At 65.8% G+C, this 22,349-nt stretch carries 16 protein-coding genes, 1 pseudogene and 1 riboswitch; of the genes and pseudogenes, 10 read left to right on the top strand and 7 right to left on the bottom strand.

The window, feature by feature from the left end:
- The first annotated feature begins 40 nt into the window (after window positions 1–40).
- Window positions 41–1,337, top strand: a pseudogene (locus GOSPT_RS16535) (aspartate aminotransferase family protein).
- A gap of 553 nt (window positions 1,338–1,890) precedes the next feature.
- Here the strand turns inward: GOSPT_RS16535 and GOSPT_RS16530 are convergent.
- On the bottom strand, window positions 1,891–2,991 hold the full coding sequence (locus tag GOSPT_RS16530) for an isochorismate synthase (RefSeq protein ID WP_005207565.1): 1,101 nt from the start codon (window positions 2,989–2,991) through the stop codon (window positions 1,891–1,893).
- Between the two features lie 166 nt (window positions 2,992–3,157).
- A riboswitch (SAM riboswitch) is annotated at window positions 3,158–3,271 on the top strand.
- A 16-nt stretch (window positions 3,272–3,287) separates the two neighbouring features.
- On the opposite strand from GOSPT_RS16530, the gene GOSPT_RS16525 reads away from it, so the two are divergent.
- The gene (locus GOSPT_RS16525; protein WP_005207564.1) at window positions 3,288–4,616 is read left to right on the top strand and encodes an aminotransferase class V-fold PLP-dependent enzyme; all 1,329 of its coding nucleotides are present in this window, start codon (window positions 3,288–3,290) and stop codon (window positions 4,614–4,616) included.
- Window positions 4,613–5,095, top strand: coding sequence for a hypothetical protein (locus GOSPT_RS16520; RefSeq protein WP_005207563.1), 483 nt, complete (start codon window positions 4,613–4,615; stop codon window positions 5,093–5,095). Before GOSPT_RS16525 ends, GOSPT_RS16520 begins: the two co-directional genes overlap by 4 nt.
- A gap of 156 nt (window positions 5,096–5,251) precedes the next feature.
- Here the strand turns inward: GOSPT_RS16520 and GOSPT_RS16515 are convergent, their stop codons facing one another.
- From GOSPT_RS16515 to alc, 4 genes are all read right to left on the bottom strand, one after another.
- Window positions 5,252–6,442 carry a phosphatase PAP2 family protein gene (locus GOSPT_RS16515; protein ID WP_005207562.1) on the bottom strand — a complete coding sequence of 397 codons (1,191 nt, stop codon included), beginning with the start codon at window positions 6,440–6,442 and terminating at the stop codon, window positions 5,252–5,254.
- 11 nt (window positions 6,443–6,453) lie between these two features.
- Window positions 6,454–7,743 (bottom strand): hypothetical protein, encoded by a 1,290-nt coding sequence (locus GOSPT_RS16510; protein ID WP_005207561.1) that lies wholly within the window; start codon window positions 7,741–7,743, stop codon window positions 6,454–6,456.
- Window positions 7,744–7,815: 72 nt separating this feature from the next.
- The gene (locus tag GOSPT_RS16505) at window positions 7,816–9,453 is read right to left on the bottom strand and encodes an alkaline phosphatase D family protein (RefSeq protein WP_005207560.1); all 1,638 of its coding nucleotides are present in this window, start codon (window positions 9,451–9,453) and stop codon (window positions 7,816–7,818) included.
- 576 nt (window positions 9,454–10,029) lie between these two features.
- Window positions 10,030–11,013, bottom strand: coding sequence for an allantoicase (gene alc, locus GOSPT_RS16500; protein ID WP_005207559.1), 984 nt, complete (start codon window positions 11,011–11,013; stop codon window positions 10,030–10,032).
- Window positions 11,014–11,198: 185 nt separating this feature from the next.
- Here alc and GOSPT_RS16495 point away from each other — a divergent pair, with 185 nt between their 5' ends.
- The gene (locus GOSPT_RS16495) at window positions 11,199–11,681 is read left to right on the top strand and encodes a MarR family winged helix-turn-helix transcriptional regulator (protein WP_005207558.1); all 483 of its coding nucleotides are present in this window, start codon (window positions 11,199–11,201) and stop codon (window positions 11,679–11,681) included.
- Entirely contained in the window at window positions 11,678–13,369 is a 1,692-nt protein-coding gene (locus tag GOSPT_RS16490) for an MDR family MFS transporter (RefSeq protein ID WP_005207557.1), read from the top strand. Before GOSPT_RS16495 ends, GOSPT_RS16490 begins: the two co-directional genes overlap by 4 nt.
- 120 nt (window positions 13,370–13,489) lie before the next feature.
- Here the strand turns inward: GOSPT_RS16490 and GOSPT_RS16485 are convergent, their stop codons facing one another.
- Window positions 13,490–13,972 (bottom strand): inorganic diphosphatase, encoded by a 483-nt coding sequence (locus GOSPT_RS16485; RefSeq protein ID WP_005207556.1) that lies wholly within the window; start codon window positions 13,970–13,972, stop codon window positions 13,490–13,492.
- A 136-nt stretch (window positions 13,973–14,108) separates the two neighbouring features.
- Between GOSPT_RS16485 and dacB the strand changes: the two genes are divergently transcribed.
- The 3 genes from dacB to tilS are packed head-to-tail and all read left to right on the top strand — an operon-like array spanning window position 14,109 to window position 17,625.
- Window positions 14,109–15,515, top strand: coding sequence for a D-alanyl-D-alanine carboxypeptidase/D-alanyl-D-alanine endopeptidase (gene dacB, locus GOSPT_RS16480; RefSeq protein WP_005207555.1), 1,407 nt, complete (start codon window positions 14,109–14,111; stop codon window positions 15,513–15,515).
- Window positions 15,512–16,690: an Rv3626c family coenzyme F420 biosynthesis-associated protein gene (locus GOSPT_RS16475; RefSeq protein WP_005207554.1), complete on the top strand. Its 1,179-nt coding sequence runs from the start codon at window positions 15,512–15,514 to the stop codon at window positions 16,688–16,690. Before dacB ends, GOSPT_RS16475 begins: the two co-directional genes overlap by 4 nt.
- Window positions 16,669–17,625 carry a tRNA lysidine(34) synthetase TilS gene (gene tilS / locus GOSPT_RS16470; RefSeq protein WP_005207553.1) on the top strand — a complete coding sequence of 319 codons (957 nt, stop codon included), beginning with the start codon at window positions 16,669–16,671 and terminating at the stop codon, window positions 17,623–17,625. Before GOSPT_RS16475 ends, tilS begins: the two co-directional genes overlap by 22 nt.
- A 52-nt stretch (window positions 17,626–17,677) precedes the next feature.
- Here tilS and GOSPT_RS16465 read toward each other — a convergent pair whose 3' ends face one another.
- Window positions 17,678–18,346 (bottom strand): DUF8020 domain-containing protein, encoded by a 669-nt coding sequence (locus GOSPT_RS16465; protein WP_005207552.1) that lies wholly within the window; start codon window positions 18,344–18,346, stop codon window positions 17,678–17,680.
- Between the two features lie 399 nt (window positions 18,347–18,745).
- On the opposite strand from GOSPT_RS16465, the gene hpt reads away from it, so the two are divergent.
- Window positions 18,746–19,321 carry a hypoxanthine phosphoribosyltransferase gene (gene hpt / locus GOSPT_RS16460; protein WP_005207551.1) on the top strand — a complete coding sequence of 192 codons (576 nt, stop codon included), beginning with the start codon at window positions 18,746–18,748 and terminating at the stop codon, window positions 19,319–19,321.
- Between the two features lie 603 nt (window positions 19,322–19,924).
- Complete coding sequence (gene ftsH / locus GOSPT_RS16455) at window positions 19,925–22,345, top strand: ATP-dependent zinc metalloprotease FtsH (protein ID WP_083837493.1); 2,421 nt, start codon at window positions 19,925–19,927, stop codon at window positions 22,343–22,345.
- The last annotated feature ends 4 nt before the right edge of the window (window positions 22,346–22,349 follow it).

The following is a 22,349-nucleotide window of genomic DNA, read 5'->3' as shown; positions in this document are numbered from 1 at the left end:
CATAGTTGGATGATCCGCACGACCGATCTTGAGGACGACCATGACAGACGACGCCTTCTGGGATGCCGCCCAGCGACACCTGACCCGCTACATTCCCGCGTTCACACCGCGCATCATCGAGCGCGCCTCGGGGTCGTACGTCTACGACTCCGACGGCAACGCCATCCTCGACTTCACGTCGGGTCAGATGAGCGCCGTGCTGGGCCATTCGCACCCCGCGATCGTCGAAGCGGTATCGAATTCGGTTGCCACGCTTGACCATTTGTTCAGCGGCATGCTCAGCAGGCCCGTCGTCGACTTTGCTTCACGGCTGTCGACGACGCTGCCCGACAACCTCACGCGCACAGTGCTGTTGACCACGGGGGCCGAGTCCAACGAGGCGGCGATCAAGATGGCCAAGCTCGCCACGGGACGCTACGAGATCGTCTCGTTCGACCGGTCGTGGCACGGAATGACTTCTGGCGCAGCGGCCGCCACGTTCTCGGCGGGTCGACGCGGCTACGGCCCCACGCTGCCCGGCAACTTCACGCTTCCCACTCCGAACGCCTACCGATCGCCGTTCCGCAACGCCGACGGGTCCTACGACTGGGAAGCCGAACTGGAGGTACGGATTCGCGGCCGTCGACACGCAGTCGAACGGCTCGCTCGCCGCGTGCATCGTCGAACCGATCTTGTCGTCGGGTGGCATCATCGAACTGCCCGAGGGCTATCTCGCGCGGTTGCGACAGATGTGCGACGACCGCGGCATGTTGTTGATCCTCGACGAGGCGCAGACCGGGCTCGGCCGCACCGGCACGATGTACGCATTCGAGCGCGACGGGGTTGCTCCGGACATTCTCACGCTGTCGAAGACTCTCGGCGCAGGCCTACCCGTCGCGGCCGTTGTGACGAGCGCAGAGATCGAAGACCGTTGCGCGGAGCGAGGATTCCTCTTCTACACCACGCACGCATCCGACCCGCTCGCCGCGACCGTCGCCCTCACGGTGCTCGACGTGATCGAACGGGAGGGACTCGTCGAGCGTGCCGCCAAGCTCGGAGATGTTCTGCGCGAGAGGCTGATCGGGCTGCGCGACGACGTCGAGGTGGTCGGCGACGTCCGCGGCCGCGGGCTGCTGCAGGGCGTCGAGCTCGTGACCGACAAGGCGTCGCGCACACCCGCGGATGCGTTGGGCGCCAAGGTGACTGCCGCCTGCCTCGAGCGCGGACTGCACATGAACATCGTTCAGCTCCCGGGCATGGGCGGCATCTTCCGCATCGCCCCGCCGCTGACGATCAGCGACGACGAACTGCACCACGGCCTCGACATCCTGACCGACTCGCTCGCGGCGTCGCTCTGAGGGCTGCGGTTTTCGCCCGGGCGCTGGGCCGCCGGGCTGTCGGACTGACCCGTTGGGCCCCGCCGCGCAGAATCTAGGGGAAGGGACTCTTCCTCGGCTTTTGTGCCTTTCCCCGCGTTGCAACCGGGGGAAGGCTCAGGAACCCGGGGAAACGATCTTTCCCCTAGTTTCGGCGTCGGGCGTGGGGCCGGCTGCCGAGCTGGTGGTTGGGCGCCGGGCCGACGTGCAGAATCTAAGGGGAAGGGATTCTTCCTCGGCTTTTGTGCCTTTCCCCGCGTTGCAACCGGGGGAAGGCTCAGGAACCCGGGGAAACGATCCTTCCCCTACTTTCCGCGCGGGCGTGGAGGCGTCTGGGCGTGGGGCTGCGGCGTCGACGTGATCCGAGCGCTTCGACGCTGGGCGGCCGTGCAGGTTCTAGGGGAAGGGATTCTTCCTCGGCTTTTGTGCCTTTCCCCGCGTTGCAACCGGGGGAAGGCTCAGGAACCCGGGGAAACGATCTTTCCCCTACTTTCCGCGCGGGGGTCGGCCGGGCACAACGCCCACGGCCTCGGCGTCAACCGAGCTCGGCGACGCCCAGCGCCCGCAGGACGGTCGCGAGCTTCGCCGACGTCTCGTCGAGCTCCGCCTGCGGCTCTGACCCGGCGACGATGCCGCCGCCGGCCCAGGTGCGGACGTGACGGCGGTCGTCGGACAGTTCGAGCGAACGGATCGTCACCATCCACTCGCCGTCGCCGGCGGCGCCCGACCATCCGACGGCGCCCGCGTAGAATCCACGACGCTCCTCGTGGGTCGAGATAAATTGTGCTGCAACGTCTCCCGGTGTTCCACACACTGCAGGGGTCGGGCTCAACAACAGCGCGAGGTCGAGGGCGGTGATCGTCGGGTCGGTCAGCACACCGCGAATCGGTGTCGCCAGATGCCACATCTCGCCGGTCGAGACGAGCGACGGCTGATCGGACACGTCGAGTTCGCGACAGATCGGCTCGAGCGCATCACGAAGATGCTCGACGACGAATGCGTGCTCGGCCCGGTCCTTCGTCGAAGCCAGCAGTGCGCGCCCGGCGGCGTGATCGACGTCGGGGTCTGCTGATCGCGCCGCCGATCCGGCATAGGGACGGCACGTCACCTCCAGACCTTGCTTGCGCAGCAACACTTCTGGGCTCGCTCCGAGGAGCCATCGGGCTCGCGGGTCGGTGTGCTCGTCGACGCTGAGGTCGACGAGAAACGCAGAGTGCTCGGCGTTTCCGTACGCCAGTGCCTCGAGAAGTCGATCCGGGTCGACGGGCGGTTCGACGTCGAATTCGACGGCGCGGGCGAGCACGACCTTCGACAACGCCCCCGCGTCGATCTCGTCGATGGCACGTGCGACCCGGTCCCGATGCGTCGCGGCGTCGGGAATCAGCGTGACGTGCTCGGCGTGGGCGGGTTCGGGTGCTTTCCCCATGATCGCAGAACCGCTGTGCGTGATGGTCTCGGGAACCAGCAGCGCGGCGTCGTCGGCCGAGGTGAACCCGATCGCCCCCGTGATGGCGCCGATGCGCCCGGAACGCAACGCCTCGGCGGCCTCGGTGGCATCGGTGAATCCCGCTGATGCGCCGCGCGCACGAACCGTGCCGTGCGGCCTGGACAGGACGAATACCTCCGAAGCTGGCATGGATTCACGCTACCGGTTGCGTGGAAGTGCAACCGCGTACAGGCCGATCAGGCTGGCGCACAGAATCTGGGTCACTAACACGCTCGGTGATCGCGCCCTCGGCCGCCTTTCGTCCACGCTGAGCGAAAGTTGACAGCTCAGCGTCGTGTCGGTGATCCTGGGAACAGGTCATGAGTGCCAGCGACAAGCCCCGGCTAGCTGGTCGGCAACCCTCCTCCGCGGTGGGGTGCTCCGGGTGACGACCTGGCCGTGCCCAGGGTGGGTACGGCAAGCGTGGATTCCAAGGAGACTATTCGATGACTGCTGTCGTCACCCGTTCGCACACCGATTTCTCACAGGTCAAGGCTATTTCGACTGCGCAGAGCCCGACTATCGCCCCACTTGCAGAGGTTGTCGGCGCCGCCGAATGCGCGCCGCTTTCCGACGGTACGACGGTGCGCTACGCCAACTTCGACTACGCCGCCAGCGCCCCGGCGCTCACCGCGGTGGCGCGCGCCGTTGCCGACTCGCTGAGCACCTACGCCAGCGTGCACCGCGGCGCCGGACACCTGTCGCAGGTCACGACGCGCCGCTACGAGGAGTGCCGCGAGACGGTTCGACGCTTCGTCCGCGGTCGCGCCGACGACGCCGTCGTGTTCACCCGCAACACCACCGACGCGATCAACCTCGCGGCGCATGTGACGCCCGGCGACGTCGTCGTTCTCGACATCGAGCACCATGCGAACCTGCTCCCGTGGGTCGAACGCAAGGACAAGTGGACCCGCATCGTCGAAGTTGCTTCGACCATCGACGACACCCTTGCCGCCGTCGAGCGTGAACTGGCAGCCAAGCCCGCCGCGCTACTGGCGGTGACCGCGGCGTCGAACGTGACCGGCGAGGTCCTCCCGATCTCGCGACTCGCATCGATCGCGCACCGGCACGGAGCCCGAATCCTCGTCGACGCAGCGCAACTCGTCGCTCATCGCCCGGTGTCGATCGTCAGTCACGGCATCGACTACCTCGTCTTCTCGGGGCACAAGCTCTACGCGCCGTTCGGTGCAGGTGTGCTGATCGGACGCACCGACTGGCTCGACGCCGCGCAGCCGTATCTGGCAGGCGGAGGCGCCACGGCAGATGTCGACGTCGAGGCGGGCTGCGCGTCGGTGTCGTGGCATACGGGCGCCGCGCGTCACGAAGCGGGATCTCCTAATGTGTTGGGCGCCATCGCGATTGCTGCCGCGTGCGACGCGATCGCCGATCTCGGACACGAGTGGATCGGCGCACACGAGGCGTACCTGTGCGCACAACTCGACGCCGGACTCGCCGAGATCGACGGCGTCACCCCGTTGCGTGTTTTCGACGACGGCCTCGAGCGCGTCGGCATCGCAGGCTTCACAGTCGACGGCCACACCCCGCGCGAGGTCGCGGAGTACCTGAGCTCCGAACACGGCATCGGCGTGCGCGACGGAAAGTTCTGCGCGCACCCGCTTCTCGACCGACTCGGCCATCCCGACGGTGCCGTGCGCGCGAGCTTCGGGCTCGGCAGCTCGTCCGACGACGTCGACCGCCTGCTCCACGCGTTGCGCTGCCTGAGCGATCGCAGCGCCGACGCCCCCGACATCCACCACCGAAAGGCACACTCGTGACGATCCAATCGAGTTCTCCGACAGACATTCTCGCCGACCAGCTCCTCGCTGCCGACACCGGCGTCATCACCATCGGCCGCCCGGCGCTGCGGGTTGCGATTGTCGGCGACGCCGCTGCGACGGAACTGCCCATCGTCGTACGACGTTCGACGCTGCGCGACGCTCAGCGGACCCGCTCGCTACTGCGGGCCGGCACCCGTGACACCGCGAACTTCTCGGTCGCATTGGCTGTCGAGGTTGCGATCGCACCGCATCCGGGGTCGGCGCGTGCGTCCGTCGCCTCGGTGCCGGTTGCGGGTGATTCCGCAGAAACCGTGCGTTACGTCGGCACCCCACACGGCCTGGCCACACTGATCCGCGACATCTACGCGGCCGAGGTCGCCGACGCCGTGCTCATCGTGCCGATCGACGGCTCGGCCACCGAGCACCGCGTGCGCGCAGAGGTGCTGCCGCAGTTCGAGTCTCGCCGGGCTGCGTGATCTCGACAGGCTCGATCAGCGGGTAAGACCCTCGGTCGGCGGGTCGGGCTCGGTCGGCGTGATCTCGACAGGCTCGATCAGCGGGTTGGGCTCGGTCGGCGTGATCTCGACAAGCTCGATCAGCGGGTAAAGCCCCGAGCAGCGGGTTGGGCTCGATCAGCGGGGTACGGCGTAGGCGCGGGCCAGGTCGAGTCGCTGCCACGACTGCGCGCCGGGTTTTTGGTCGTCGAGTGGGTACCCGGCGGGATATGCGGTGCGTCGAAGTAGATCGGCGGCCTGCGCGCGGGTGAGTCGGGGATGTGCGTGCAGCACCAGGTCGACGGCTGTGGGCGGTACGACAAATGCTGCACTCGGCGAGCCGATGCGCGAGAGTCCGTAGGACATGCGCGCGTCGTAGTCGGCCAGTGCGCCGGGTGTGCTGCGATACGGAGTATCGCGCGCAATGCACGTCGAAAGTGCTGCACGGCAACGCCATTCGAGTTCTGCGCGAAGCTCCTGTCCGGCGGCGACGATCAGCGGCCGGAACCTGGGGTCGGCGTACCTGTCGGCGACGGCGGCGTCGGCAACCATCCGTCCCGCGATCACGTCGAGCGGATAGTGCACTCCCAGCACCACGCGGTTGTAGCCGGCCTCGCTACCGCGCGCAAGAAACTGTGGTGCGAGTTCGGGAATCATCAGTGCCAGGAGCCCGGTGCGGATCATTGCCGACGCGGTGTGTCCGGACGGGTACGACGAGCCGCTGGACTGCACGTCGCTCTTGGACCTGCCGGGCCGGTTATACACCGTGATGCGGTCGGGTTCGGCCACATACGGACGGTCGTTGTCAGAGAGGGCCTTCTCGATCGCCGTGGACGCAGCGATGCCTTGACCCCGGGCGAACAATGTGTCGAGCAGAGCTGAGACCTTGGGCAGTCGTTTGTCCGCAAGGGCCTGACGGAAATCTCTACCGAGGTTGGCGCCGAACGCATCCGACATTGTGTAGAGCTGGTTCTGCGACAAGCCGTCAATCGCGTAGCCGTCGTCAAGTGCCCGCTTCTGACGTGCCGGATCGTTCTTCGCCGACTGATTGATCGCTGCGGTCTTGTCCGAGTTCTCGGCGATCGTGTCGGGGTGGTTCTTGCGAATGTCGGTGAAGCTCGAGATCACGGGCCAATAGATGACGTCAGAGCCGTGGACGTCGGACTGGTACACCGTCGCGATCGCACCCGCGGGGAACGGCGTCGGGTTGGGTCGAGTCGGCGCTGCGACGGCCGTGGGTACCTGTGCGCCGAGGAGTGCGCAGGCGGTCAGAGCGGTGGCCGCGACGACGCGCCTGAGCGATCTGACGGGAATGTGGATCGATGACATCGAGTGTTTCCTCACTTGCCCAGATAGACGGTCTTGTCGGCGCCTGGGTAGGGCTTGCCTTCATCGGTGGTGCGGCACAACGCTTTTGTAGCACCCTGTGCGCTCGCAAGAGCCCATTCGGGTGTTGCTTTGAAAGTTCGGAGATCGTTGACGGCACGGCCCCCGTTGAACACAGCGTTGACCGAGACATCCGACAACGGGATGTGGTGACTGAGTTCGCCGCCGGCACTGAGGTTCTGCAGCACTCCGGCCGCGTAGGTCAGGCCAGGACCGCCGATGATGGGCAGACCCGCCACCTTTTCGAATACGCCGATCAGCTCGTCCTTGGTCTTCGGGACGAAGGCGTTGCTGAGGTACACCTTGTGTAGGTTGGCGCGGACGGTCTTGACGCTCGCCGCAAACGACGCCCGTTGCGATTTCGGTAGCGTCGACTCATGCGTCGCGCCGACGTAGGCGACGGCCTCGTCCAGGCTCAGGCCTGCCAGCGGGCGACAGTCGCCACTCGACGGACTCAACGACTTCGCGAAGGTGGTCAGCTCAGGACTGACGTTCACGGCGAAGGCGTCCTTGACCGTTTCCCGTCGGACCGGTGTGGTGCCGTCTCCGGCCGCCAGACAGGTGCTGTCTGCCTTGTCTCCAAGGGCTTTTCCGCCCTTCTCGGCCGCGGTCCCCGGCAGCGCGGCGACCGATTTGACGATCTTTCCCGCGATGGATCCGATGATGCTGCTGACGATCGGCACACCGACGGCACCCGAGACGGCCTTCGACGCCACCTCGCCGAGGATGGTCGCGATGTTGTCGAGGACGATCGCGTCGTTGGCCTCGATCCCCACGAGAACGGTCTCGACTGCGTCGTTGAGCGTGATCGAGGACAGCCGGTAGCCGTCGCGATAGGTGCCGTTCTTGATCGACAACACCTGTTGAACCAGCGCATTGGCACCGTGGGTGGCCTGCACACCTTGACCGGGGCTCACTTCCGACCCGCGCTGAGTGACCACCAGGGTGCTGACGGTGCTGTTGTGCAGTTGCGTGGAGAATCGACCGGCGGCGCTGTCGATCGACGGCGCGGCGCCGGGTGCTCGGGCGTCGAGCGACTTGGCAACGATCGGTACGAGTTCACCGAGCGTTAGTGTGCTACCCGACCTGCATTCGGTGGGGAACGGCGCCGACGGCTGCCCGAGGGGCGCCGCATGCGCGGACGTCGCACCGACGGTAACCGTGGCCGCCACGGCACACGCCGTCAGTCCCGCAGCGAGGGCGAGTGTGCGTCGTGGAGCCACGGCGGAGTGGTCAGAATGCATGGGAGTCCAATCATTGCGAGAAAATCGGGGCCGTTCAGTGGGTGCCGTCGGATAATAAGGACGTCAAAAAGCTCAGGCGCGCAATAGTTTCGGCTGTCCGGCGCGCGTGTACCAGCTGAAGGCGGGGTGCACCGACGACGCCGGGTTCATCACGTCTTTGACGTAGAACCAGTTCATTTGCGCGCGTGACTTGTTGATTTCCATCACTCCGAAACCGTGTGTGGTGAGCTCGACGTCCTTGATCCAGGGGTTCGCGGTTTTGATGGCTTCCTGGGCGACGTCGAGGGCCGTCGCAACCGGAGCAGCGAGTGCCCTGTTGATGGCGATGCTGTCGTAGCCGCTGGCCGCGGTGATGCTGGGCGGGGTGAATTCGCACGCGACCACGCGCCCGCTCGCATCCTTGCCGTAGTGGGGCGCGCTGAGGGGGATCTCGCTGGCCCACGAGCTGTGGATGTCGCCGGTGACCAGCACGACGCTCTTCTTGCCCGCCTTGTCGATCGCGTGCAGCAGTGCGCGGCGTTCGGCCTGATATCCGTCCCACTGGTCGTTGTTGATCGTGATTCCGTCGGCGGGCAGGCCGATCTGCTTGTGGAGCCAGTCGGCGACTCGCGGGTCGGTGGTCTCGGGAATCACCAGCGGAACCATCATCACCTCGTTGCCGATCACCTGCCAGCTCGCTGACGACGTGGTGATCGAGGTCTCGAGCCACGTGTATTGCGTCTTGCCGGTGAGGCTCTGGTTGGGATCGTCGACCTTGAGGTAGGACTGCTTGTCGCGGTAGGAGCGTAGGTCCGGGATGATCAGCTCGGCGAGCTGGCCGAAGCGGAACCGACGGTAGAGGTGTTCGCCGTTGTCAATCGAATTGGGGCGCACCGGCATCCACTCGAAGTACGCCTTGTCCGACGCACGTTTGCGAGCGCTCCAGCTGCCCTGGGTGAGAGTCTTGTGGTTCTCTGCGCCGTCCCGATAGGAGTTGTCGGCCGATTCGTGGTCATCCCAGATGCAGATGAACGGGTGAGTGGCATGCGCGCGGGCGAGATCGGGATCCTGGCGGTACTTGCCCTGCCGGATGCGGTAGTCGTCGACGGTGACGGTCGCGTGGACCGGCGCGGTGGCGCGGACTGTCTCGTTGTACGCGCCGGGATATCCGCCGGTCTCGTATTCGTAGGTGTAGTCGCCGAGGTGTAGCACGAAGTCGAGGTCATCCCGTTGCGCCATGGCACGGTAGGAGATGAAGTGGCCTGCTTCGTAATTCGCGCACGAACACACCGCGAACCGCAGCTTGTCGATATCGGCCGACAGCGCCGGAGCGGTCTTGGTGCGCCCCGTCGGTGACACGGTGCCCGCCAGTGGGCCGTCGGCGATGGTGAAGCGATAGAAGTACCGCGTCGACGGTGACAGGCCCGCGGCGTCGACCTTGACGGTGTGGTCGCGATCAACGGAGGTGGAGAAGATGCCCGACGACACGATGCGCGTGAATCCGGGGTCAACGGACACCTGCCACCGGACGTTGGTCGGTTGGCCGAATCCCGATCCGGGTGTTGCCCGCGGCTCAGGAGTCACCCGGGTCCACAGGATGACCCGATCAGGCAGCGGATCGCCGGAGGCCACCGAGTGAAGGAAGGCCTGATGACGCGGTGCGGCAACCGCTTCGGATACACCGGCTGCGAGCGCGGCTGCCGTGCCGGCTGCGGCTGAGGCGGTCTGCATGAATCGCCGGCGCGACATCGGCGGGACGGGCGAGGTGTCCGAATCGGGCAGACTGTGAGGTTCGTGGGTCACGAAGAGTTAGCGAAGCCCTCCTCGGTGTCCAACAGGCGAACGGCAGGCTAATAGATCCTCGTGAGACGCGTATGTGAATGCCCACTCAGTTTGTCCTGCAGCGAGTTGCCGGACGGGCGCGCGACTATGTGGTTGTGACCACACGGTCGCGTGGCCGTGCCGCCGCTCGCTGACCTCGGTGTGCCGTACTTGCCTCGACGACGAGTCGCTGGAGATGGTGCGTACGTCGACGGCCCGCACGGCTTGGCCACGCCGAGGCGCAGAGATGTTGCCGCAGTTCGAGTTTCGGCGGGTGGGGTGATCTCGACAAGCTCGATCAGCGGCGTGGGGCTCGACCGGCGGGTGGGGTGATCTCGACAAGCTCGATCAGCGGGTCGGGCTCGACCGGCGGGTGGGGTGATCTCGACAAGCTCGATCAGCGGGTTGCGCTCGATCAGCGGTTTGGGCTCGATCAGCGGCGCGGACTCGATCAGTGGCGCGGGCTCGGTCGGCGGGCGATCTCGCTCAGGCCTCGCCGCGCTCCCACTGCTCGATCAGGCCCGCTTGCGATTCCTCGGTGAGCAACCCGTAGAGCTTGAACCGTGCCATGCCGCCGTCGGGGAAGATGTCCATGCGCGCTTCGGTCATCGGCCGGTCGAGATCGATGACGAAGCGGTGGCGGGTGTCGGGCTGAAGTTCGGTGCGCGGCAACACGTCGAACCATTCGCCGTTCTCGCCGTCTCTGCCGCGAACCGTCGCTGCTCCCGGCGCATTGCCGATGAAGTAGCTGGTGTCGAGTTCGACGAGACTCACCCTGCCCTGCCCGGCGAGGCGCACCTGCACCCAGTCGTTGCCCGAGTCGCGACGGCGGCTGGTCTCCCAACCCTCGCCCATGTGCCGCGCGCGACCGGGCATCAGGAGGTTGTTCGGCGAGCTGTAGAACATGTTCGAGCATGCGGTGATCAATCCGCCGTTCTCGAGCGCGGCGAGGTCGAAGTGCCCGTAGCGGAAGAAGTGCGGGTTCGGCACGCCCCGGCCGTGGACGCGGAAACGTGCGACACCGCCATCGGGGTGCATGGTGAGCCGGACGTGCGTGAACCGGTCCTTCGCGTCGACCTTGAACGGATTGCGTGTGTCGCCGTCGACCTGGGTCTTCTCGACGATCGTCGTCCACTCGGCGTCGTCGACGAGCTGTTGTGCCGATACGACGCCTTCGACCGCGGTCGCCTCGACCGAGATCTCGGGCGGATAGTTGCCCTTGAACCACGACGTGTCGACGACGACGCCGTAGATCACTCCGGGCGCGCCGAGGCGAATGATCGCCTGGTCGACTCCGTCGCGGCGTCGGCGTCGCGTCTCCCAGCCGTCGTAGACCTGGCCCTTGTGCCCGAACGTCGCGGGGCGGTACTCGGCCGGACCGGTCTTAATCAGGTTCTGGACCTCCGCGAACAGATCGTCGTTGGTCCACACGACCGCGCCGCCGAGATCGCGCAATGCGAGGTCGGGCATCGAGGTGAAGTGGGGGCGGCTACCTGACGGTGGTGGAGGCTGAGGAGTCACGAATGTCCATGGTAGTGGGCTGTTTGCGTACCGCAGAACTCGAGCGCATACTTGCGCTCGACATTTGCTTGCAACATGCAACTACTTGCAATAGGCAACATCTGTCGGCTTTGTCCGTTAGGTAGTAAAAGGCGGTGACCGTGCTCAAACCGGAGTCGATCGACCAGCTCTTCGATTCACTCAGCCGATATCTGCGTGTTCGCGATCGCGCGGTCCACACCACGTTCCGCACGAAGGACGGAGAGTTCGAGACCGCAGCGTTTCGCGGGCTGTTCCACCTCGACCGTGCACCCATGCGGTCAAGTGAACTCGCCGCAGCGCTCAACGCCGATCCGTCCACTGTGTCGCGACACGTCGCGCAACTCGTCGACCTCGACCTCGTGCGTCGCGAAGCCGACCCGGACGACGGACGCGCGACGCTCCTCGTGATCACCGACGCAGGACGTCGACGTGTCGAGGGCATGCGAGCGATGCGTCGTGAAGCATTCGAGTCCGCAATGACGGACTGGACCCAAGACGAACTGTCGACGCTGGTGGTGCTGTTCGACCGCTTCGTCGACGCCGCGGAGCAGCTCATCGTGCCCGCGGGCGAACATTCCGGGAAAGGAACGAGATGACAGACAAGACGCAGGTGTCCACCGCGTCGGACGACGTTGCGGGCGCCGGTCTGACCCACCGGCAGATCCTCACGATCCTGGCAGGCCTGATGCTGGGAATGTTCCTCGCTGCGCTCGACCAGACCATCGTGTCGACGGCGATCCGCACCATCGCCGACGACCTGCACGGCTACGACATGCAGGCCTGGGTGACCACCGCCTACCTCGTGACGTCGACCATCGTCACGCCGCTCTACGGCAAGCTCTCCGACCTCTACGGCCGCAAACCCTTTTTCCTGCTTGCCATTTCGATCTTCGTCGTCGGATCGCTGCTGTGCTCGCTCGCGACGTCGATGTACGAGCTCGCGGCGTTCCGCGCTCTGCAGGGGCTCGGTGCCGGTGGTCTGTTCACCCTGGCGCTGACGACGATCGGCGACATCGTCCCACCGCGTGAGCGCGCGAAATACCAGGGCTACTTCCTCGCGGTCTTCGGCACGTCGAGTGTGCTCGGTCCGGTACTCGGTGGCTTCTTCGCCGGTCAGTCGACGATCCTCTGGGTGTCGGGGTGGCGCTGGGTCTTTCTGGTGAATGTGCCGATCGGGATCATCGCGCTGATCGTCGTCGCGAAGGTGCTGAACTACGACCAACAAAAGGGTCGCGGTGGCCGTACCGACTACTGGGGTGCTTTCGCGCTCGCCGTCGGTATCGCGCCGTTGCTGATCGTGGCCGAGCAGGGCCGCGAATGGGGCTGGTTCTCGGGTTGGGCATGGCTCTGTTACGGCGTCGGAGCCTTCGGCATCGCGCTGTTCGTCTGGATCGAACACAAGATGGGCGACGACGCGCTGATCCCGTTGCGCGTCTTCAAGAATCGGGTGTTCGCGCAGGGCATCGTGATCTCGATGGTCGTCGGTGCGGTGATGTTCGGCGGGATCTCGATGCTGCCCCAGTACTTCCAGGTGCTGCGCGGCTCGAGCCCGATGGTCGCCGGCCTGCAGATGCTGCCGATGGTCCTCGGTTTGATGATGGGCTCGATCGCGTCGGGTCAGATGATCTCGCGCACAGGCAGATACAAGGTGTTCACGATCGTGGGCGCGGTACTCATCACCGTTGCCACGTTCCTGCTGCACCTGGTGAGCACGTCGACGCCGGTGTGGACCGTCATGCTCATGGCGTTCCTGCTCGGCTTCGGGCTCGGCAACCTGATGCAGCCGATCACGCTCGCGATGCAGAACATCTTGCCGCCCAAGGACATGGGCCTCTCGACCGGCACCGCTACCTTCTTCCGTCAGATCGGCGCGACTCTCGGTGTGGCCGTGTTCTTCTCGCTGCTGTTCAGCATGATGGGACCGAACATCAAGGACGAGATGGTCGCTGCGGCGCAGACTCCCGAGTACCGCGCCGCCGTCGTGCGGGCCGCGGGCAGTGATGATCCGCAGGTCAGTGAGTTCGCGAAGGGTCTGATCGCGGCGTCGCAGAATCCCGGGGGAGCGTCGGGGTCGTCGGACGCGGTGATGAGCGATACGTCGATCATCGAGAAGTTGCCCGCCGAACTGGGCGATCCGATCAAGGAGGGCTTCGCGAACTCGATGGACACGGTGTTCCTGACGGTGTCGATCGTCTCGCTGCTGGCGATCATCGGCACGGTGACGTGGAAGGAGCTCCCGCTTCGCCGCGGGCAGCCGACCGCCGAACCTGCCGCCGCCGAGTAGGGCGGAAGGGTAGGACCCAAAAAAGTCCACCTCATCTGTGCCGGTTCACCTTCGGCAGTGCCGAAGGTGTCGCGCAGCAGATGAGGTGGACTTTTCAGTATGTAGCGGCAGGGGCGTCGATCAGTGCCCCGGGAAGCGCTCGACGGCGGCCTGGGCCACCTTCTCCGCCTCGTCCTTGCCGACCCAACCGCCCGGTGTGACCGACTTGCCGGGCTCGAGATCCTTGTAGTGCTCGAAGAAGTGCGAGATCGCGTTCAGCTCGAACTCCGACACGTCGCCGACGTCCTGGATGTGATCCCAGCGCACGTCCTTGGCAGGCACGCACAGCAGCTTGTCGTCGCCACCTGCCTCGTCGGTCATCGTGTACATCGCGACCACGCGAGCCTTGACCACGACGCCCGGGTACACCGACTCGGGCAGCAGGACCAGCGCGTCGAGCGGGTCGCCGTCTTCGCCGAGTGTGTTGTCGATGTAGCCGTAGTCGGCGGGGTAGCCGAATGCGGTGTAGAGATAGCGGTCGAGGAAGACCTTTCCGCTCTCGTGGTCGACCTCGTACTTGTTGCGACTTCCCTTGGGGATCTCGATGGTCACATCGAATTCCACGGTTCCTCCTTGATCGTGGCGCCTCGGGCGGGATCGGTGCGCCGTCGGCGGGTGTCGACAGCCGCGGTCCGGCTGTGCGAATCGCCTCAACGATACTGTGGGGCGTCGGAAGAGATGGGTCGAGACCGGAGGTCGAGTGGGCGCGAGGAATCAGGACGGTCGGTTGGGCGGTCGACGTCGCGCGGTTGTGTGGACCTTGGTGTCGGTGGTCGTGCTGGCGTTGATCGCCTCGAGTGTGCTGTTCGTGGCGTTGCGCATGAACAAGTCCGACGACCTGCCCGCAGGTGTGCCGCCACGGCCTGCGCCGATCGCCGCGACACCTGCGATCAACGCTGTGTCGGCCACGGCCCCGCAGCCGACGGCAGACGGCGTCACAAAACAGATCGCCGCAGCGGCCCGCGCGCCCCAGCTCGGCGAGTTCACCGGCCAGGTCAGCGACTCGCTGACCGGCGCGATCCTGTGGTCCAAGAGTCCGAGCACCCCACGAGTGCCGGCATCAAACACCAAGATCCTGACCGCTGCTGCCGCGCTGCTCGGACTGCCGCACGATGCGCGCCTGACGACGACCGTCGTGGTGGGTACCGACGGTCAGGTGATCATCAAGGGGGCGGGCGATCCGACGCTGTCGGCCCAGTCGAAGCGGTCGCAGACGTTCTACACCGATCCGGGTCGGATCAGCGATCTTGCCGAGCAAGTCCGTAAGTCGGGGGTCTCGGTCACGTCCGTGGCCGTCGACACCAGCGCGTACACCGGTCCGACGATGGACAGCAGTTGGAGCCGCGCCGACATCAAGGGCGGCGACATCGCTCCGATCGAGGCGCTGATGACCGACGGCGCGCGCACGGATCGACTCAACGAATACTCGCCGCGCGTCGACAACCCGGCGATCACCGCGGGAGAGCAACTTGCCGAGGCGCTCGACGTCGACGCCCCGGTTACGAATGTCACCGCTCCCGCCGGTGCGCGGACCATCGCGACTGTCCGCTCGGCTCCACTGGTCACCAGGGTCAACGACATGCTCCGCTACTCCGACAATGTGCTCGCCGAAGCGCTCGGCGTCGAACTGTCCGTCGCACGCGGCGGGCCCGCGACACTCGCGGGCGGTACGTCGGCGGTCAAGCAGACGCTCGCCGACAACAAGTTCGACGTCTCGAACGTGACGCTGCGCGATACGTCGGGGCTGTCGTACCGCAACCTGGTACCCGCCGCGCTCCTCGACAAGCTGATGGCAGCGGCGAGCGGACCCACCGGCAGCGACCAGACGATCGACTCCAAGATCCGCCCGATGCTCGACGGACTGCCGGTTGCCGGCGGCACCGGAACACTCGCCGACCGATTCACCGTCGGCGAGAACCCCGGCGCAGGTTGGGTGCGTGCGAAGACCGGAACATTGACCGGCGTCAGTTCGTTGACCGGCATAGTTCAGACGGTCGACGGTCGGGTGCTGTCGTTCGCGTTGATCTCGGGAGGCACCTCTCCCGCGGACGCGCGGCCGGCCCTCGACAACGTCGCGGGCAAGTTGAGGGAGTGCGGGTGCCGATGACCGAGCCGACCGACGACGTGGGAAGTGGTCTCGACAAGCTCGACCAGCGGGCGGAGGCCGACCAGCGGGGTGAGCTCGACCAGCGGGGTGAGCTCGACCAGCGGGCGGAGGCCGACCAGCGGGATGAGCGCGGCGAGTCGATCGGCGCGCGCATCGATTGGTCGCTTGCCGCGACGGTCGGAAAACGGCTGGTGCGCCCTGGACCGAAGGTCACCGAGTACACGCTCGACGCCGCGCAGGCCGAACTGGCCGACGCCGCGGTGCGCGCGGAGGGGCCGGTGCGCGAGGTCACCGGACTCGCCGACGGGCTGCGCGTTCCGAGTGCGCTCGTGGTCGATCGGCGCGGTTGGGTCGACGCCGCGTCGCAATCGATGCGATCGATGCTCGACGGTGACGGCGACGAGTCCGGTGGCGGACTGTCGGGGAAGGTCGGCGGCCTGCAGGCAGGTGGTCTCCTCGCGTTTCTCGCCGGCGCCATCCTCGGGCAGTACGACCCGTTCACGCCGAGTGGCTCGGATTCGAGCGGGCCCCAGAATCCCGGCGTGCTCATGCTGGTGACGCCGAACATCATTGCGGTGGAGCGCAGTCTGCGCGTCGTGCCGTCGGATTTCCGTCTGTGGGTGTGTCTGCACGAGGTGACCCACCGCGTGCAGTTCTCCGCAAACCCCTGGCTGCGTCAGTACATGCTCGACAACATCGCAGTACTGACCTCCGATGCGGGCGAATCGGTGACAGATGTTGTTGCACGGATCAATTCGGCTGTACGAGGTGGTGCCAAGCGGGAAAAGGGCGTCATCGGTGTGATGCAGATGTTGCAGACGCCCGAGCAATACGAGGCGTTCACGCGCATGATGATGCTCGGCACCCTCCTCGAGGGGCATGCCGACCACGTGATGGATGCCGTTGGCCCAGCGCAGGTTCCGACCGTCGAGCAGATCCGCGCATCGTTCGACAAACGACGCACAGCACCGCGAAATCCCGTGCAGCGCATCATCAGAGCGTTGATCGGTATGGATGCCAAACTGGCGCAATACATTCGGGGTAAGGCCTTCGTCGACGAGGTCGTCGGGACCGTCGGTATGGAGCGTTTCAACACCATCTGGACCAATGCGGAGACGCTGCCCCGACCGGACGAGATCGACGAGCCGTCGCGATGGATTGCACGCGTGCTGTGACCCGCGCGGTCGCAGATTTCGCGACCGCTCACCTGCCCGGGCGCACTGAGGTGTGCGTCGGGTTGTCCGGCGGGCCGGACTCGTTGGCGCTCACCGCCGGAGCGCTCCGCGCGGGGCTGACGGTTCGCGCGCTCATCGTCGACCATGCACTACAGCCCGGCTCGGATGCGGTTGCGGCCAATGCGGCGCGGACTGCAACGGGACTTGGTGCGTCTGCGGAGATCCTGCGGGTGAGCGTCGGCACAGCCGGTGGCATGGAGGCCGCTGCGCGTGAAGCCCGGTACGCGGCACTCGACGCCGCTCGCGACGGAATGCCCGTGCTGCTGGCCCACACCATGGACGACCAGGCCGAGACGGTATTGCTCGGCCTCGGGAGGGGGTCGGGCGCGCGATCGCTCGCGGGTATGCGTGCGTGGCGTGAGCCGTGGGGTCGGCCGCTGCTGGGTGTTCGTCGTTCGCAGACCGTCGGCGCATGCACCGAGCTGGCGTTGCCCGCGCACGCCGACCCCCACAACCGCGACCCGCGATTCACACGCGTTCGGTTGCGAGCCGAGGTGATCCCGTTGCTCGACGACGTCCTGCACGGCGGGGTCGTCGAGGCGCTGGCGCGCACCGCCACTGCGCTGCAGGCCGACGTCGATGCTCTCGACGACGTTGCGGATGAGATCTACTCGACGTCGTCGCGGATCGGCGAGCACGCCGAACTCGACGTCGCGTCGGTCGCCGACCTTCCCGACGCGGTGCGGACCAGGGTCGTGCGGCGCTGGCTGCGGGAGGTCGGTGCGACAGAACCCACGACGCGGGTGATCGAGGCCGTCGATGAGCTACTCCGGGGCGTTCGGCCTGGCCAGGTGGCGATCGGCGGAACGCCAGATCACCGGCTGGCGGTCGAACGGACAGCCGATGGGATGAGGGTGACGCGTCTTCCGCGATGACCCGGCCAGCGAATCGTGGCCGGGTCATCGCGGAAGGATCGCACCAGTTGATCTAGACGGGTGAGTTGATCGTCTGGAAGTACTGGATTGCCGAGAGGATCAGCGTCCCACCCCCGCCGAGGATGATTCCGACGATCGAGCCGAGCGTCGCACCGATCTCTATGCCCGGGAAGATGCACCCGATTCCTGCGGCAACGGCTCCGATCGCGCACCCGATCGCGCCCCCGATAATTGCGCCGACGGTGAGTCCGACCAGAGAAGAAATGGTCATTCCGGCCGACAACTGGCCGTTGAATCGCGTCAACGCCTCGTCGTCGCGTTGTTGCTTTGTCTGCTTCGTCTGCTTCTGTGGTGTTGCCTTGGCGGCGACGGCGCGCATCGCGTTCACATGTACCGGATCGACGAGATGTGCACGCAGTTTGTCTTTGGACGGGACCAATGTCGCGGATGTCGGAGTCACTTGCGCGTCGATGGGGAATTCGAGATATTCGTCCCGATACCACAAAGCCATGCGGAAAAGGGACTTTCCCGCGCCATTCTTGATGACCAGGTCAGAGCCCTCGCGGGCTATCGTTCCGTCTGCCACGGAGATGCTCAGCGAACTTGGCCGGCCGGAGAGTCGGTAGTGCACCGAGTCCGACGACGGCGCAGCGTGGGCGGTCGCGTGCAGCAGGGGGATCGCGAGCGCTGCGGCGGCGAAGATTGCAATCGCACGTATCAAATACTCTGTCGGCGCGTATATTTCGCTAAGCGAAGGTGCTAGTCGAGAGGGTGGCTGGGTGTGGTGTCGCCGCTGTTGGTTCATTGTCGTCCTCGTCCTTGATCCGACGTTGAGTCTGCTTGTCATCGGCGATTACGCCGTCGTGTGATTCTCAGAAATGCCGAGCTTCGTGTTGTGTGATGCCGATCACGGTGAGGCTCAAGAATAGATAGTGACTTCTTTTCTCGGAGCGCGGGCTGAACGCGAACCGTGGGTGACGCATGTTTCGATCCGTTATTCTCTTGTAATAGATTTGTCCTGTTATCGGACGACATTTTCTGTAGGTGGCAATCGCGTGCAGGCGCAGTAGATGGCACCGCGGGCTTCGCCCGGTTCGGCGGACGTGTCAAGCTGGTATCCGTGCATTCCGAGATCGAGATCGAGCACCACTACGGCGACGACATCGAAGCAGTCCTCATTACGGAGGAACAGATCAAGGCGCGGACCGCGGAGCTGGCCCAGTCGGTGGTGCAGCGCTACACGGACCTGCAGGACGATCTGGTCCTGATCGGCGTCCTGAAGGGCGCGATCATGTTCATGACCGATTTCGCCCGCGCACTGCCGATCCCGTCGCAGATGGAGTTCATGGCTGTGTCGAGCTACGGGTCGGCGACGTCGTCGTCGGGCGTGGTGCGCATCCTCAAGGATCTCGATCGCGATATCGCGGGCCGTGACGTGCTCATCGTCGAGGACATCATCGACTCGGGTCTGACGCTGTCGTGGCTGATGAAGAACCTCGCCACCCGCCAGCCGCGGTCGCTGGCGGTGTGCACGCTGCTGCGCAAGCCGGAGGCCGTCCGTTCGCCCGTCGACGTCGCCGATGTCGGCTTCGACATCCCGAACGAGTTCGTCGTCGGCTATGGCCTCGACTATGCCGAGCGCTACCGCGACCTCCCCTTCATCGGTCGCCTGCGCGCCTCGGTCTACGAGAACTAGCACCCAGGACCCTGTTTGCGCGCGCTGCGATGCAGGAGGAGCCGGCGAGGAGCGCAGCGACGGGGCCGGTGACGACGAGAAGAGTGGCGCTGAGGGCGCAAACAGCGCGCGGGCGGAGCCCGTGCAGAAGGCTCTGTTTGCGCGCGCTGCGATGCAGGAGGAGCCGGCGAGGAGCGGAGCGACGTTGCCGAGCCCGCACGCAGACAAACCCTGTTTGCGCGCGCCGCGATGCAGGAGGAGGCGGCGAGGAGCGGAGCGACGTTGCCGGTGACGACGAAGAGTGGCGCTGAGGGCGCAAACAGCGCGCGGGCGGAGCCCGTGCAGACAAACCCTGTTTGCGCGCGCCGCGATGCAGGAGGGCCGGCGAGGAGCGTAGCGACGTTGCCGGTGACGACGAAGAGTGGCGCTGAGGGCGCAAACAGCGCGTGGCGAAGCCACGCAGACAAACAGGGAACGGTTTCACCTGCGTGATCGTTGACCGGTAGCCTCAATGTGTACGACCGAACCCTTGGGTGGCGTTCACATCGTTCACGAACCGATGGGAAGGACAGTGGTAACGGCGCCGGGCGGCCCAACACGTGGCCTGGACCTCCACCAATGCGCATGAACCGAAAGACAGTCTTCCGTAACCTCGCGATACTCGCGGTGCTTGTGCTCGCCCTGTGGGGCTGGAGCGCGATGCGCGATGGCGATCGCGGCTACACCGGGGTCGACACCTCTGTCGCGTTGACACAGCTCAACACCAAGAACACCAAGTTCGTCCAGATCGATGATCGCGAACAGCAGTTGCGGATCGAGACCAAGGATGCAATCAAGGTCGACGGCAAGGACGTCACGAAGATCTCGACCAAGTACCCGGCTTCGGCGGGTGAGCAGGTCTTCGACTCGGTCAAGTCGACCGGGGCCGGCTACCAGACCAACGTGACGCAGCAGTCGGTGTTCTGGCAGATCATGATCTTCCTGCTGCCGATGCTGCTCTTGTTCGGGCTCTTCTTCTTCGTCATGAACCGCATGCAGGGTGGCGGCAAGGGCGGCGTGATGGGCTTCGGCAAGTCCAAGGCCAAGCAGTTGTCCAAGGACATGCCCAAGACCACCTTCGCCGACGTCGCGGGTGCCGACGAGGCCGTCGAAGAGTTGTACGAGATCAAGGACTTCCTGCAGAACCCGGCGCGCTACCAGGCGCTCGGCGCCAAGATTCCCCGCGGCGTGCTGCTCTACGGTCCGCCCGGTACCGGTAAGACCCTGCTGGCGCGGGCAGTCGCTGGCGAGGCGGGCGTGCCGTTCTTCACCATTTCCGGTTCTGACTTCGTCGAGATGTTCGTCGGTGTCGGTGCGTCGCGTGTGCGCGATCTGTTCGAGCAGGCCAAGAACAACAGCCCGTGCATCATCTTCGTCGACGAGATCGACGCCGTCGGCCGTCAGCGTGGTGCCGGTCTCGGCGGTGGTCACGACGAGCGCGAGCAGACGTTGAACCAGTTGCTCGTGGAGATGGACGGCTTCGGCGACCGCTCGGGCGTGATCCTGATCGCAGCGACCAACCGTCCCGACATCCTCGACCCTGCGCTGCTGCGTCCGGGACGTTTCGACCGGCAGATCCCCGTCGGCAACCCCGACATCGCCGGTCGTCGGGCAATCCTCAAGGTGCATGCCAAGGGCAAGCCCATCGCAGAAGACGCCGACCTCGACGGTTTGGCCAAGCGCACGCCAGGAATGTCGGGCGCCGACCTCGCCAACGTCGTCAACGAGGCCGCACTGCTCGCCGCACGCGAGAACAAGACGGTCATCACGGCGGAGATGCTCGAGGAGGCGGTCGACCGTGTCATCGGCGGACCGCGTCGCAAGAGCCGGATCATCAGCGAACACGAGAAGAAGGTTGTCGCGTACCACGAAAGTGGTCACACGCTCGCCGCGTGGGCGATGCCCGATCTCGACCCGATCTACAAGGTGACGATCCTCGCGCGTGGACGAACGGGCGGTCACGCGCTCGCCGTGCCCGAGCAGGACAAAGACCTGATGACGCGCTCGGAGATGATCGCTCGTCTGGTGATGGCCATGGGCGGACGCGCATCGGAGGAATTGGTCTTCCACGAGCCGACGACCGGCGCGTCGTCGGACATCGACCAGGCGACCAAGATCGCACGCGCGATGGTCACCGAATACGGCATGAGCGCCAAGCTCGGCGCTGTGCGCTACGGGCAGGAGCAGGGCGATCCGTTCCTCGGCCGCAGCATGGGCGCGCAGAGTGACTACTCCGCCGAGGTCGCGAGCGAAATCGACGACGAGGTGCGCCGACTGATCGAGGCCGCGCACACCGAGGCGTGGGCGATTCTGTCCGAGTACCGCGACACCCTCGACGTGCTCGCCAGCGAACTCCTTGAGAAGGAGACGCTGACCCGCAAGGATCTCGAGAGCATCCTTTCCGACGTCGAGAAGCGTCCGCGAATCACGACGTTCAACGAGTTCGGCGAGCGCACCCCGAGCGACAAGCCCCCGGTGAAGACCCCCGGCGAGAGGGCCATCGAACGTGGCGAGCCGTGGCCTCCGCCTCCGCCGGAGCCGGTGCGCGAACCCGTCGGTGCCGGAAGTGCACCGGGCTCGCCGTCCGGTTACCCCGGTGGGCAGCAGCCCTACTACGGAACGCCTCAAGGTCCGGGTTCCTATCCAGGTCAGAGCTACGGGCAGCCCTACCCGCAGCAGCCCTACCCGCAGGGCCCGCAGGGCGGCGGAACCCGACCCGACTACGGCGCCCCGCGTGACTGGTCGGCGCCGGGTTGGCCGCCCCAGTCGCAGGGAGATCCGCAGTCGCACGGGTATCCGCAGACGCAGGGATATCCGCAGAACGGAAACCCGAACGGCGCCAACGGAAATCAGCCCAACGGGTATGGCTATGGCAACGGCTCGTACGGCGGTCAGAACGGTGCGGGCCACAACGGTGGGCAGCATCGTGATGACTCCGGCGACAGCGGTTCACACGGGGAGAATCGTTCACACGGGGACAATCGTTCACACGGAGACGGAGCCTGAGGGT

The organism is Gordonia sputi NBRC 100414, assembly GCF_000248055.1.
Lineage (GTDB): Bacteria > Actinomycetota > Actinomycetes > Mycobacteriales > Mycobacteriaceae > Gordonia > Gordonia sputi.
Note: the sequence above shows the minus strand (reverse complement) of the source record. Positions and strands in the feature narration are given on the sequence as shown.

Excerpts from the sequence above, each read along its gene's own strand:
- GOSPT_RS16515 (WP_005207562.1), bottom strand. The coding sequence starts at position 6,442 with ATGTCATCGATCCACATTCCCGTCAGATCGCTCAGGCGCGTCGTCGCG.
- GOSPT_RS16510 (WP_005207561.1), bottom strand. The coding sequence starts at position 7,743 with ATGCATTCTGACCACTCCGCCGTGGCTCCACGACGCACACTCGCCCTC.
- tilS (WP_005207553.1), top strand. The coding sequence starts at position 16,669 with ATGGATTGCACGCGTGCTGTGACCCGCGCGGTCGCAGATTTCGCGACC.
- GOSPT_RS16475 (WP_005207554.1), top strand. The coding sequence starts at position 15,512 with ATGACCGAGCCGACCGACGACGTGGGAAGTGGTCTCGACAAGCTCGAC.
- GOSPT_RS16490 (WP_005207557.1), top strand. The coding sequence starts at position 11,678 with ATGACAGACAAGACGCAGGTGTCCACCGCGTCGGACGACGTTGCGGGC.
- GOSPT_RS16525 (WP_005207564.1), top strand. The coding sequence starts at position 3,288 with ATGACTGCTGTCGTCACCCGTTCGCACACCGATTTCTCACAGGTCAAG.
- GOSPT_RS16505 (WP_005207560.1), bottom strand. The coding sequence starts at position 9,453 with ATGCAGACCGCCTCAGCCGCAGCCGGCACGGCAGCCGCGCTCGCAGCC.
- alc (WP_005207559.1), bottom strand. The coding sequence starts at position 11,013 with ATGCCCGACCTCGCATTGCGCGATCTCGGCGGCGCGGTCGTGTGGACC.
- GOSPT_RS16530 (WP_005207565.1), bottom strand. The coding sequence starts at position 2,991 with ATGCCAGCTTCGGAGGTATTCGTCCTGTCCAGGCCGCACGGCACGGTT.
- ftsH (WP_083837493.1), top strand. The coding sequence starts at position 19,925 with ATGAACCGAAAGACAGTCTTCCGTAACCTCGCGATACTCGCGGTGCTT.